This window comes from Pannonibacter carbonis, from assembly GCF_003012935.1.
GTDB classification, from domain to species: domain Bacteria; phylum Pseudomonadota; class Alphaproteobacteria; order Rhizobiales; family Stappiaceae; genus Pannonibacter; species Pannonibacter carbonis.
In genome coordinates, this window is sequence record NZ_PUDR01000012.1 from 17,632 (window position 1) to 29,776 (window position 12,145).

The 12,145-nt window shown below is 63.2% G+C and carries 10 protein-coding genes; 6 read left to right on the top strand and 4 right to left on the bottom strand.

Translation table 11 applies throughout. The annotated features are described in order from the left end of the window. Positions 1 to 67 precede the first annotated feature (67 nt). On the bottom strand, positions 68 to 2,350 hold the full coding sequence (locus C8348_RS16320; RefSeq protein ID WP_106754443.1) for an NADP-dependent malic enzyme: 2,283 nt from the start codon (positions 2,348 to 2,350) through the stop codon (positions 68 to 70). 157 nt (positions 2,351 to 2,507) lie between these two features. Here C8348_RS16320 and mutS point away from each other — a divergent pair, with 157 nt between their 5' ends. Together mutS and C8348_RS16330 are read left to right on the top strand one after the other, a co-directional pair. Beyond that, positions 2,508 to 5,273 (top strand): DNA mismatch repair protein MutS, encoded by a 2,766-nt coding sequence (mutS, locus tag C8348_RS16325; RefSeq protein ID WP_106754444.1) that lies wholly within the window; start codon positions 2,508 to 2,510, stop codon positions 5,271 to 5,273. A 205-nt stretch (positions 5,274 to 5,478) separates the two neighbouring features. Then, positions 5,479 to 6,645: an MFS transporter gene (locus tag C8348_RS16330; RefSeq protein WP_106754445.1), complete on the top strand. Its 1,167-nt coding sequence runs from the start codon at positions 5,479 to 5,481 to the stop codon at positions 6,643 to 6,645. A 49-nt stretch (positions 6,646 to 6,694) separates the two neighbouring features. Here C8348_RS16330 and C8348_RS16335 read toward each other — a convergent pair whose 3' ends face one another. Then, positions 6,695 to 7,339 carry a DUF2799 domain-containing protein gene (locus C8348_RS16335; protein ID WP_106754446.1) on the bottom strand — a complete coding sequence of 215 codons (645 nt, stop codon included), beginning with the start codon at positions 7,337 to 7,339 and terminating at the stop codon, positions 6,695 to 6,697. A gap of 107 nt (positions 7,340 to 7,446) precedes the next feature. Next, positions 7,447 to 7,989, bottom strand: coding sequence for a DUF2244 domain-containing protein (locus tag C8348_RS16340; protein ID WP_106754447.1), 543 nt, complete (start codon positions 7,987 to 7,989; stop codon positions 7,447 to 7,449). Positions 7,990 to 8,011: 22 nt separating this feature from the next. On the opposite strand from C8348_RS16340, the gene nth reads away from it, so the two are divergent. Together nth and C8348_RS16350 are read left to right on the top strand one after the other, a co-directional pair. Next, positions 8,012 to 8,848, top strand: coding sequence for an endonuclease III (gene nth, locus C8348_RS16345; protein ID WP_106754448.1), 837 nt, complete (start codon positions 8,012 to 8,014; stop codon positions 8,846 to 8,848). After that, entirely contained in the window at positions 8,845 to 9,411 is a 567-nt protein-coding gene (locus C8348_RS16350; RefSeq protein ID WP_106754449.1) for a GNAT family N-acetyltransferase, read from the top strand. The genes nth and C8348_RS16350 overlap by 4 nt, the downstream gene beginning before the upstream one ends. Positions 9,412 to 9,441: 30 nt before the next feature. On the opposite strand, the gene irrA is transcribed toward C8348_RS16350, so the two are convergent. Further along, the gene (irrA, locus tag C8348_RS16355; RefSeq protein WP_341871594.1) at positions 9,442 to 9,897 is read right to left on the bottom strand and encodes an iron response transcriptional regulator IrrA; all 456 of its coding nucleotides are present in this window, start codon (positions 9,895 to 9,897) and stop codon (positions 9,442 to 9,444) included. Positions 9,898 to 10,250: 353 nt separating this feature from the next. Between irrA and fabA the strand changes: the two genes are divergently transcribed. Then, on the top strand, positions 10,251 to 10,757 hold the full coding sequence (gene fabA / locus C8348_RS16360) for a 3-hydroxyacyl-[acyl-carrier-protein] dehydratase FabA (RefSeq protein WP_106754450.1): 507 nt from the start codon (positions 10,251 to 10,253) through the stop codon (positions 10,755 to 10,757). Between the two features lie 117 nt (positions 10,758 to 10,874). Beyond that, positions 10,875 to 12,092, top strand: a complete 1,218-nt coding sequence (gene fabB, locus C8348_RS16365) for a beta-ketoacyl-ACP synthase I (RefSeq protein WP_106754451.1) — start codon at positions 10,875 to 10,877, stop codon at positions 12,090 to 12,092. The last annotated feature ends 53 nt before the right edge of the window (positions 12,093 to 12,145 follow it).

Here is a 12,145-nt window from a genome sequence, read left to right on the forward strand (position 1 = left end):
TCTCACGGGCCGCCAGCAAGCGGCCCGTTTGCATTTCCATCGCGCGAACCGGCCAGCGCCGGAAAGCTCACGTCACATTATACGCGGCCACTGCTGCCATGTTGACGATGTCGCTGTCCTTGGCGCCCATCGGCACGATCTGCACGGGCTTGTCGAAGCCGACGAGCAGCGGGCCGATCACCGTCGAGCCACCCAGTTCCTGCAGCATCTTGGTCGAGATGGACGCAGAGTGGAACGCGGGCATGATCAGCACGTTGGCCGGGCCGGTGAGGCGGCAGAACGGATAGGACGACATCTTGTCCATGTTGAGCGCCACGTCAGCAGCCATTTCTCCGTCATACTCGAAGTCGACGCGGCGCCGGTCGAGGATGCGCACGGCTTCCTGCACGCGCTCGGCGCGCTCGCCTTTCGGGTGACCGAAGGTGGAATAGGCCAGCATGGCCACGCGCGGCTCATAGCCGAGACGACGGGCCACATGGGCTGCTTCCTCGGCGATGTCCGCCAGCTCCTCGGCATTCGGCATGTCGTGCACGGTGGTGTCGGCAACGAGCACGGTGCGGCCACGGGCGAGCACCAGCGACACGCCGATGACGCGGTGGCCGGGCTTGGTGTCGATGCACTGTCGCACGGTGTCGAGGGCGACCGAGTAGTTGCGGGTGATACCTGTCACCATGGCGTCGGCATCGCCGCGCGCCACCATGATGGCACCCCAGTAGTTGCGGTCGTTGTTGACCATGCGCTGGCAGTCGCGCAGCAGGTAACCCTTCCGCTGCATCCGGCCGTAGAGATACTGGGCGTAATCGGCATTGCGGGTCGAGTTGCGTGCGTTCTGCAAGCGGATGCCGGGGCGGTCGATGTCGATACCCGCGCCCTGGGCGGCCGCCCGGATCTCGTCCTCACGGCCGATCAGGATGGCCTCGCCGAGGCTTTGGTTCACGAAGCTGACGGCGGCGCGGATCATTGGCTCCTCTTCGCCCTCGGCAAAGACAACGCGCTTCGGCATCTGGCGGACGCGGGTGAAGATGCGCTGCAGCGTGCCGGCGACAGGATCGCGTCGGGCCGACAGCTGGTGCCGGTACTGATCCATGTCGATGATCGGCTTGCGCGCCACGCCCGAGTCCATCGCAGCCTGGGCCACGGCCGGCGGGATGGTCGAGATGAGCCGTGGATCGAACGGCACCGGGATGATGTACTCCGGCCCGAACTTCGGCCGGTTGCCGCGATAGGCAGCCGCAACCTCGTCCGGCACCTCCTCGCGGGCGAGCTCGGCCAGAGCCCGGGCGCAGGCCACCTTCATGTCCTCGTTGATCGTGGTGGCTCGCACATCCAGCGCGCCGCGGAAGATGTAGGGGAAGCCAAGGACGTTGTTGACCTGGTTCGGATAGTCGGAGCGGCCGGTGGCGACGATGGCGTCATCACGGATGGCTGCGACTTCCTCCGGCGTGATTTCCGGGTCCGGGTTGGCCATGGCGAAGATGATCGGGTTCGGCGCCATGGCTCGGACCATGTCCTCGGTCAGTGCGCCCTTGACGGAGACGCCGAGGAACACATCCGCACCCTTGAGGGCCTCATACAGCGTCCTTGCGTCCGTGCGCACGGCATGGGCCGACTTCCACTGGTTCATGCCCTCGGTGCGGCCCTGGTAGATGACGCCCTTGGTGTCGCAAAGGATGACATTCTCATGCGGTACGCCCATCGCCTTGACGAGCTCGATACAGGCGATGCCGGCAGCGCCCGCGCCATTGCAGACCACCTTGACGGTCTTCATGTCGCGGCCTGTCAGATGCAGCGCGTTGATCATGCCGGCAGCGGCGATAATGGCGGTGCCGTGCTGGTCGTCGTGGAAGACGGGGATGTCCATCAGTTCGCGCAGGCGCTGCTCGATGATGAAGCAGTCCGGCGCCTTGATGTCCTCCAGGTTGATGCCGCCAAAGGAGGGCCCGAGATAGCGGACCGAGTTGATGAAGGCGTCGACTTCCTCGGTATCGACTTCCAGGTCGATGGAATCCACGTCGGCGAAGCGCTTGAACAGCACGGCCTTGCCTTCCATCACCGGCTTGGAGGCAAGAGCACCCAGGTTTCCAAGGCCGAGGATGGCCGTTCCGTTGGAGATGACGGCAACGAGGTTGCCGCGCGTGGTGTAGTCGAAGGCGCGGCTCGGGTCCTCGGCGATGGCGCGAACCGGAACTGCAACGCCGGGCGAATAGGCCAGCGACAGGTCGCGCTGGGTGGCCATCGGCTTGGTCGGGGTGATTTCCAGCTTGCCGGGTTTGCCTTCCTGGTGAAACAGAAGCGCTTCCTGTTCGGTGAAACTGATCCCGGTCTTCGGTGTTTTCTTCTTGTCGGACATGGCCTTTGGGTTCCTCTGGAGCATGCGTCGGGCTGCGGGCGGCCGGGCATAGCCACGCCGGGGGATGCAAACCTTATCCCCTGAAAATTACCGGCTCAAGGCAGCACAAGGCAGTAGTCGCCATGAAACGACGGATGCGCTTTGCTACGGTCCGGCCATGTCATTCGAACCTGCCCAGGCTTCCTCCCCCGACCTGACCGCCCCTGACACCACAGGAGCGGAGCAGCGCGTCACGCCGATGATGGCGCAGTTCATCGAGATCAAGACCGCCAATCCGGACAGCCTGTTGTTCTACCGGATGGGGGATTTCTACGAACTGTTCTTCGAGGATGCGGAAATCGCCTCCCGCACGCTCGGCATCACGCTGACCAAGCGCGGCAAGCACCTTGGCGAGGACATTCCGATGTGCGGTGTGCCGGTGCACGCTGCCGATGACTACCTGCAGAAGCTGATCGCCTTTGGCCACCGGGTGGCGGTCTGTGAGCAGATGGAAGATCCGGCCGAGGCCAAGAAACGCGGCTCCAAGTCTGTCGTCCGGCGCGATGTCATTCGTCTCGTGACCCCGGGCACGCTGACCGAAGAACGTCTGCTGGATGCCGGAGCCAACAATTTCCTGCTCGCCCTCAATCGCCTGCGTATTGGCTCCGGCCCGGATGACGCCGTGTTCGGTCTTGCCTGGATCGACATGTCGACCGGCAGCTTCCAGGTTGGCGAGAGTGATCTTCCGCGTCTTTCGGCTGACCTTGCCCGCATCGATCCGCGCGAAATTCTCGTGCCTGACGCGTTGTTGCAGGAACCTGACCTCAGACACATCGTGGAAGGACAAGGCGCAGCCTTGTCGCCCGTGCCGCGTGCGTTTTTCGACAGCGCCACGGCCGTTGATCGCCTGGCCCGGTATTTCGGCGTTCGGACGCTGGACGGGTTCGGCACGTTTTCGCGCGCCGAGCTCTCGGCCGCCGCGGGCGTACTTGCCTATGTCGAGAAGACGCAGCTGGGCGAGCGTCCGCCGCTGGACCCGCCCGTACGTGAGGCCGCAAGGGGGCGGATGCTGATCGACCCGGCAACCCGGGCCAATCTGGAGCTGATGCGCACGCTTGGCGGCGACCGGCAGGGCAGTCTGCTCTCGGCCATCGACCGGACTGTCACCGGCGCCGGCGCGCGCCTGTTAGCAAGCCGGCTCGCCGGACCGTTGACGGACCCGGACGCCATCAACGCCCGGCTGGACTCCGTTGCCTACTTCCTCGATGGGGAAATCCTGCGCGAGGGACTTAGGCGTGAACTGGCCGCAGCGCCAGATCTTGCCCGCGCCCTGTCGCGGATTGCCCTTCAGCGCGGCGGACCACGTGACCTTCTCAGCATTGCGCAGGGTCTGTCCGCGACCCGGTCGATTCTGGCGCTGCTGGAGCGCGGGGCCGAAACGCCGGTGGAGCTCTCGGCCGCGCGGCATGATCTTGCCGTCGCCCCGCATGCGCTGGGCGAAGAGCTGTCGCGCGCGCTGTCGGACGAGCCGCCACTGTTGAAGCGAGACGGCGGCTTTGTTGCCGAAGGCTACGACGCCAATCTCGACGAGCTGCGCGACCTTCGCGATGCCTCGCGCAAGGTGATCGCACGGCTCCAGGCCGAGTATGCCGAAGAGCTGGGCCTGCGCTCGCTGAAGATCAAGCACAACAACGTGCTCGGCTGGTTCATCGAGGCTCCAAGTGGCCAGGCTGACCGGATGACGGCCGATCCGGCCCGTTTCATCCACCGGCAGACGATGGCCGGCGCGATGCGCTTTACAACGACCGAGCTGGCTGACCTGGAATCGAAGATTGCCAGCGCCGGTGAACGGGCGTTGGCGATCGAACTCGAGATTTTCGACCGGCTCGCCGCAGCTGTCGTCGCAGCTGGCGAGGCGATCAAGGCGGCCGCGCGGGCGCTGGCCGTGCTGGATGTCTCGGCCGCGCTGGCCAAGCTGGCGCAGGAAGATGGCTACTGCCGGCCCCAGATGGACACGAGCCTCGCCTTCACCATCGAGGGTGGTCGCCACCCGGTGGTCGAACAGGCGCTGCGGCGCTCGGGCGGCGACAGCTTTGTCGCGAACGACAGCAATCTCGGCCCGGCCGATGACGCCATGGCGCATGGCCGCATCTGGCTGATCACCGGTCCGAACATGGCCGGTAAGTCGACGTTCCTGCGCCAGAATGCGCTGATTGCCGTTATGGCCCAGACGGGCGCCTATGTGCCCGCGCGCTCCGCGCATATCGGCATGGTCGACCGGTTGTTCTCCCGTGTCGGCGCGGCTGATGATCTGGCGCGCGGCCGTTCGACCTTCATGGTGGAGATGGTGGAGACGGCCGCTATCCTCAATCAGGCGGGTGAGCGGGCACTGGTGATCCTGGACGAGATTGGCCGTGGCACCGCGACCTTTGACGGCCTGTCGATAGCCTGGGCCGCGATCGAGCACCTGCACGAGGTGAACCGCGCGCGTGCCCTGTTCGCCACGCATTATCACGAGCTGACGGCCCTGGCCCAGCGCCTGCCCCGACTGACCAACGCCACGGTGTCGGTCAAGGAGTGGAACGGCGACGTCATCTTCCTGCACGAGATCGTGCCAGGCGCCGCCGACCGGTCCTACGGCATCCAGGTGGCCAAGCTGGCGGGTCTGCCGGCAAGCGTTGTCGAGCGGGCCAAGGCAGTTCTGTCGCAGCTGGAAGAAAAGGACCGCCGTGCGCCGGCCGAGACGCTGATCGACGACCTGCCGCTGTTTGCGGCACTCGCCCCGGCTCCCCGGCAACCGGCTTCCCGTGCAGCACAGGCCACGGCTCCAGCAGCGCCAGTGCCGGATGTGCTGCGGCAGGCGCTGGACGGGCTCGACCCCGATGACATGAGCCCCCGTGAGGCACTCGAAGCCCTGTACCGGCTGAAGGCATTGAAGCCGTAACGGCAGCATTGAACAACTGGCGCAAGGATACGACGGACAAGCGATCTGGCTGATTGCATACCCATGTGCACACCGCATGGGCCAGATTTAAATCCATTCAAAAAACGCACGTGCAAAGCCGGCAAATGGGTCTATTCTTCAAGTCTATTCCCTGATTTGCAGCCTGCCGCCCCGTCCGGCTGCCCCGCCTGAAACCGGTTTCCAGATGTCCTTCGTTCTGCAGCTCCCGCGTCAGGCGGTGCTGATCCTTCTGCTCGTGTTCTTTGGCGCCATGTGCACCTCGTCGCTGATCCCCGTCATGGGGTTCTTCATCGTCGAGGGCCTTGGACAGGAGCCCTGGCAGATCGCGCTTTACGCCGGCATCGTCGCGCCGCTGACGATGGTGGTGAACCGCATCTTCGGTGAACGCCTCGACCGGATGGTTACGGTCAAGCCGCTGCTTCTGGTGTCGATCATTGCTTATCTGGTCATGGCCGTGCTGCTCGCCAGCCTGCCGCCGTTCTGGCTGCTGATCGCGCTGGGCGCGCCAGTGATGGCGATTGCGAATGGCGCCACGTCGACCGAATTCACCTATGGCCGCCTCTACGCCGAGAAAACCGGGATCGAGATCAGCCAGTACAATGCCTGGCTGCGCATGGGCGTGTCGCTGGCCTGGGTGGTCGGTCCGTCGATGTCCTTCATCATCATCGATCTGGTCGGGTTTCGCGTGGCCTACAGCATTTCAGCCGGCCTGGCGGCCATCTGGCTGCTGCTGTGGCATCTGGCTGTTCCGAACGGCTTTCGCGCGCCGCCGCGTCCGCCGCGTCCGGCCAGTCTCGAGGGCATCGATTGGCCGCTTTTACTGGCAGCGCTTGTCTGCACACTGATCGCCATCGGCAACGTGCTGTTTACAGCAGCCATGCCGCTGTATTTCGTGCGCGAGGTCGGTCTTCCGGGCTACACGCCCGGACTTGCCATCTCGGCCAAGTGCATCGTCGAGGTCATCGCGATCTTCAGCGCGGCCCGACTGGCCACCCGCTTCGGCGCGCGGGTGATCCTGGCTGGCGCCGCCATCATCGCGATCCTCACCTTCGGTGCCTTCACCCAGGTGGAAACTGTGACGCAAGTGGTCATTCTGGGAGCCATCGAGGGCTATTATTACGGGTTGTTTGCCGGCGTGGCGATTTCCTTCGTGCAGAGCTACGCGCCCGACAAGCCCGGCCGGGCAACGGCGCTCTACATGAATTCGTTGTTTCTGGGCGGGTTCATCGGCAATGTCTCGATGGGATTCATCGCCGATGCATTCAGTTTCCAGGCTGTGATCTTGGTTGCAGCCTTGAGCGGCCTGCCGGTTCTGGTCGCACTGCTCTTCCTGCGGCCGCCGCGCACCTGACAGCAAGCACCGGTTGGCCGAAATCCAACCGGTATCTGCTCAAGCCTTGTCAGCGACCGTAGCCGGGGAACAGTCGCGCGGCCTCCGTGTTGACGGCATATTCGGTCGCCTGGAGGTCCTGCTGCTTCTGCAGGATGCGCCAGCGCAGGTCCTGGATCTGGAAGCGGGCATCATCGATCCGATCCCGCAGACGATCCCGGTTACGGCGACAGTTGTCGCGATCTTCTGGCTTCGCACCGTTGCAGTCCGTCGTGTTGAGAGAAAACCGGTCCCGCTCGATCTGGGATTCCAGCGACCTGGTACGGTCTTCAAGCTGCCTGACCTCGTTGCGCGCGGACCAGAGGCGATAGCCGAGCTGATAGGCATAGTCGAAGGGAGCGCCCAGCGCCGGCGGACAGATGTTCGACTTAGATGTGCCATCCCGGCCAAGGTTGAAGCCGTTGAGCGGCGTGCAATAGATCTGCACGCCTTCCTGCCAGCCAACATAATAGGCCTGCGGATCAGGCGTCACACCGTGCCGCCCGCAATCCTTCATGATGTCTTCGATACGGCTCGAAGGGTGTCCCACCGATGCATCGGCGCGGCCCAAGGCCACCCAGTCACCGGCCTGACACTGTTCTTTCGATACGGTCTCACAACCCGCCAGAGCCAACGCCATGACGGCGCAGCCAGCCAATGCGATCAAGAGTTTCATGTTGTTTTGATGCCCCGCCTTTGCCTGGAGGCATCTTAAAGTCATGCAGGACAGGGTTCCAGACGGACCTTCGGCACTTTCCGGGTGTTTTACAGACGACCGCAGGATCAGGCCGGTAATCCGCCCGGCAGGTGCCGTCCAGCCTTTGCGGCCGCAAGCGCTGCTGTCAGCGCCCCGGCAAAGCTGGTCCGGTCCGGCGGATTGAGAAAGTCGCCGATCGGCACTGCCTCGCCGCGCGAGGTCAGCAGGATCCGCGTGACCCCTTCATCGTCCAACCTGTCGACCGTCAGGCGAACCCAGAATGTGTTGAACCGGTATTCCTGCAGACGCTTGCCGGGGCCGACTTTCCGGATCAAGATCTCGTGAGAGTGAATAATGATCTCCTCATGCGCCCGGGCAGCGGCATAGTTCATGCGGAAGGCAAACCAGACGAGCGCGATATCAAGACCGAAAAAGGCCATCACCGGCCAGGCACCAACGGCCACAAACATCACGCCATGGGCAAGGCAAACCGCGCCGGTGCACAGCATCAGCACAAGAAAGCCGTTTTGCCCCAGGGATCTGTACGGTGTGAGCACAGCCGAGAAGAATGGCTGGTCGCCCGTCGCAGCACCCTCATCCGGCGCGTGTTTCGGATTGTCGCTCGTCATGACCTCCCTTTATAGAGGACCTATGAGCGAAGCAAAGACCTCCCGCCCGAAGCAAAATTCCGCAGGACCTGCCAGCGGCACCAAAGCGTCCGTCAAAACAGACGCTGCGTCGCCCGCCCCCAAACGTCGGCGGGCAAAGCCGCGTTACACACGGGCCGAGGTCGATGCGATCTTTACCCGGTTCCACGCTGACAACCCCGAACCAAAGGGGGAACTGGATCACGTCAATGCCTTCACCCTGCTGGTTGCGGTGGTGCTTTCGGCCCAGGCGACCGATGTCGGGGTAAACAGGGCGACCAAGACCCTGTTCCGCATCGCAGATACACCGGAAAAGATGCTGGCCCTTGGCGAAGACCGGGTGCGGGACGAGATCCGCACCATCGGTCTCTATAAAACCAAGGCCAAGAACGTCATCCTCCTGTGCGAGCAACTGATCCGCGACCACGGCGGCGAAGTGCCCGAGGATCGCGAGGCGCTGGAGGCGCTCGCTGGCGTTGGCCGCAAGACAGCGAATGTCGTCCTGAACATGGCCTTCGGCCATCACACCATTGCCGTTGACACACACCTGTTCCGGTTGGGCAATCGCATCGGCATCGCGCCCGGAAAGACGCCACTTGCGGTGGAGCTGGCGATGGAGAAGGTGGTTCCGGCCCGATACGGGCTGCACGCCCATCACTGGCTGATCCTGCATGGCCGCTACATCTGCAAGGCGCGCAAGCCGGAATGCCACCGCTGCCTGATCTATGACCTGTGCAAGAGCCCTGAACGGATTGACCTGCCGGAGGTGCCCGATATTGCCCTGAGGACTGCCGCGATGGTGCAAGATGCGGCAACATCGGAAGATCCGGCGGCCGCATGACGACCACCCCGCCCAGAGCCAGACCGCCACTCGTCGCAGCGCCCAGCGCCCGCCTCGTCTTCCGGATGATCCTTCCCGCCGACGCAGCCCTGCTGCTGACGCTGATGAATGACCCCGACTATCACCGCTACATCGGGGACCGGGGCCTGAAGACGGTAGAAGATGCGCGGCGCTATGTCCGGGAGCATATCGCTCCGCATCATAGCCGGCATGGCTACGGACTTTGGCTCGCTTCCACCGTGGAGGGGAAGCCAGTCGGCATTGCGGGGCTCTTAAAACGCGACCGGCTGGATGCGCCCGATATCGGCTATGCGCTCCTGGCCGAGGCGCGTGGCAAGGGCTACGGCAAGGAAGCTGCGACAGCCATGTTGGCGCATGGATTTACGGCCCTTGCGGCCCAAAACCTTTACGCCATCACCAACCCGGAAAACGCAGTTTCAAACGGCCTTCTGGCGAGCCTCGGCTTTTCGGTGATTGATGGCGCATTCCAGATGACGCCCGATGCAAAGCCCGGCTACCTGCACCAACTGAAAAGGCCGGCAACCTGGGCGCCGGCCTCCTGATCCTGCCATGTGCTCTGGAGCGGAACGGGCTCAGCTTTTCGGCCGGACCCGGACAACTACATCGATCCGCACGATCTCCATGCCTTCCGGCGCCTGCGGGATACGGCCGATGCCGACCCCGTCGTTCGGGATATCAACGACGCGGTTCTCACCTTCGATGAAGAAATGGTGATGGTCGTGCACGTTGGTATCGAAGTAAGTCTTGGTGCCGTCGATGGCCACTTCGCGCAGGAGACCGACCTGGGTAAACTGATGCAGCGTGTTGTAGACCGTGGCCAGCGATACCGGAACCCGGGCGAGAACGGCCTCTTCATGCAGGATCTCGGCCGAAATATGCCGGTTGCCCTTCGAGTACAGAAGCTCCGCGAGAGCAACGCGTTGCCGTGTCGGGCGCAGGCCCGAGTGACGAAGCATTTCGGTGACATCGGGATGCGTATCGCCGGCGTGGGAATGGTGCTCGGTCATATGCTTTTCTGATCCAGACATTCGATCCGTGACTTCCAGCCAGGGCAGCTACACGAAGTGCTAAGCCGGCTCTGGCTTTTCAGAACACGGCATGACTGCACCCTGCCAGCAAGCCAGCTGACGCGGGACTTTTTCTACCTTTGCCATTTCTTGGCCCTGGAATGCAAGTTTTTCATGCCTCAACGAGACGTGAACGCGTGGGTTCTTCAAACGGAAACCAAGGAAGACGCTTGGTCCTCTCGGCAAAGGGACGATCTTTCGGAGGAAGGACCACTGTGTTAGGAAGGCCATCGAACCTCTTGAACAAAACCCTTCTGGGCGGTCCGGTCGCGTCACCGGCCTGGACCTGCCAGAAAAGAAAAAACGGGAATGGAATGACCGAGCGGCGCCCCAGCTACGACTATGAAGACCTCCTGGCCTGTGCACGTGGAGAGTTGTTCGGCCCCGGCAACGCGCAGTTGCCGTTGCCGCCGATGCTGATGTTCAACCGCATCACGGAGCTCTCCGAGACCGGCGGCGAGTTCGACAAGGGATTTGCGCGCGCAGAGTTCGACATCCACCCAGACCTCTGGTTCTTCCCCTGTCATTTCCAGGGCAATCCGGTGATGCCGGGCTGCCTTGGTCTCGATGCCCTTTGGCAGTTGACCGGCTTCTACCTCGGCTGGCTCGGCCTTGAGGGCAAGGGCATGGCCCTGTCCACTGGCGAAGTGAAGTTCAAGGGCATGGTTACCCCGTCCGTCAAGAAGGTCGAGTATGGCGTCGACTTCAAGCGCATCATGCGCGGCCGGCTTGTGCTGGGGATTGCCGATGGCTGGCTGAAGGCTGACGGCGAGCAGATCTACAAGGCAACCGACCTTCGGGTTGGTCTGGCCAAGACCTGATCCCATATGTGGAAGCGCGGGCGCGCTTCGGGATGCGCGCCTTCATTTTTCTGACGAAATAATACGGCTATTCTCCGGCCCCCGCCGGATGGTGGCATCGAAAGACAGGAGACCCCAATGAGGCGGGTTGTTGTTACGGGCATGGGCATCGTGTCGTCGATCGGCGATACGGCACAGGAAGTGCTGGAAAGCCTTCAGTCCGGCCGCTCCGGCATCGTGCGGGCGCAGGAATATGCCGACCTCGGCTTCCGTTGCCAGGTTCATGGCGCGCCCAAGGTCAAGCCGTTCGAGGTGCTCGACCGTCGCACCACGCGCTTCATGGGTGAAGGTGCAGCCTGGAACTACATCGCCATGCAGCAGGCGATTGCCGATTCCGGTCTTGAGGCCGGCGATGTCACCAACGAGCGCACCGGCATCATCATGGGGTCGGGCGGACCGTCCACCCACGCCATCGTGGAAGCGGCCGACATTACCCGTGAAAAGGGTCCCAAGCGCATCGGACCCACGGCAGTGCCGAAAGCAATGTCCTCGACCAACTCCGCGACGCTGGCCACTCCGTTCAAGATCCACGGCGTCAACTATTCGATCTCTGCCGCCTGTGCGACAACCAACATCTGCATCGGCAATGCGGCCGAACTGATCCAGTGGGGCAAGCAGGACATCGTCTTTGCCGGCGGCGGCGAGGAACTGGACTGGACGCTCTCCGTGCTGTTCGACGCCATGGGCGCCATGTCGTCCAAGTACAACGACACGCCTTCGACTGCATCGCGTCCCTATGACGCCAACCGCGACGGCTTCGTCATCGCCGGCGGCGCCGGCGTCCTGGTGCTTGAGGAACTGGAACACGCCAAGGCCCGTGGTGCCAAGATCTATGCCGAGGTCGTCGGTTATGGCGCGACATCGGATGGTCACGACATGGTTGCCCCCTCGGGCGAGGGCGCCGAGCGCTGCATGCGTCTGGCGCTGAAGACCGTCGATTGCGACGTGGATTACATCAATCCGCATGCAACCTCGACCCCGGTTGGGGACATCAAGGAGATCGAGGCGATCCGTACCGTATTCGGCGACAAGATCCCGCCAATCTCTGCCACCAAGGCGCTGTCCGGCCACTCGCTGGGAGCAGCCGGCGTGCAGGAGGCGATCTATTCGATCCTGATGATGCAGAACAACTTCATCGCAGCCTCCGCCCATATCGAAACAATCGATCCCGCCTTTGCCGACATGCCGATCGTGCGCCAGCGCGTCGACAACGCCGAGTTGAACTGCGTCCTGTCAAACGGCTTCGGCTTTGGCGGTACCAACGCTTCGGTCGTCTTCAAAAAATACAACGGTTAACAGATTGACGGATCCCTCCCGACGCCCCGCGGGGGATCCGGCAGTCGCACAGG

Excerpts from the sequence above, each read along its gene's own strand:
- C8348_RS16320 (WP_106754443.1), bottom strand. The coding sequence starts at position 2,350 with ATGTCCGACAAGAAGAAAACACCGAAGACCGGGATCAGTTTCACCGAA.
- mutS (WP_106754444.1), top strand. The coding sequence starts at position 2,508 with ATGTCATTCGAACCTGCCCAGGCTTCCTCCCCCGACCTGACCGCCCCT.
- fabB (WP_106754451.1), top strand. The coding sequence starts at position 10,875 with ATGAGGCGGGTTGTTGTTACGGGCATGGGCATCGTGTCGTCGATCGGC.
- irrA (WP_341871594.1), bottom strand. The coding sequence starts at position 9,897 with ATGTCTGGATCAGAAAAGCATATGACCGAGCACCATTCCCACGCCGGC.
- C8348_RS16340 (WP_106754447.1), bottom strand. The coding sequence starts at position 7,989 with ATGACGAGCGACAATCCGAAACACGCGCCGGATGAGGGTGCTGCGACG.
- nth (WP_106754448.1), top strand. The coding sequence starts at position 8,012 with ATGAGCGAAGCAAAGACCTCCCGCCCGAAGCAAAATTCCGCAGGACCT.
- C8348_RS16350 (WP_106754449.1), top strand. The coding sequence starts at position 8,845 with ATGACGACCACCCCGCCCAGAGCCAGACCGCCACTCGTCGCAGCGCCC.
- fabA (WP_106754450.1), top strand. The coding sequence starts at position 10,251 with ATGACCGAGCGGCGCCCCAGCTACGACTATGAAGACCTCCTGGCCTGT.
- C8348_RS16335 (WP_106754446.1), bottom strand. The coding sequence starts at position 7,339 with ATGAAACTCTTGATCGCATTGGCTGGCTGCGCCGTCATGGCGTTGGCT.
- C8348_RS16330 (WP_106754445.1), top strand. The coding sequence starts at position 5,479 with ATGTCCTTCGTTCTGCAGCTCCCGCGTCAGGCGGTGCTGATCCTTCTG.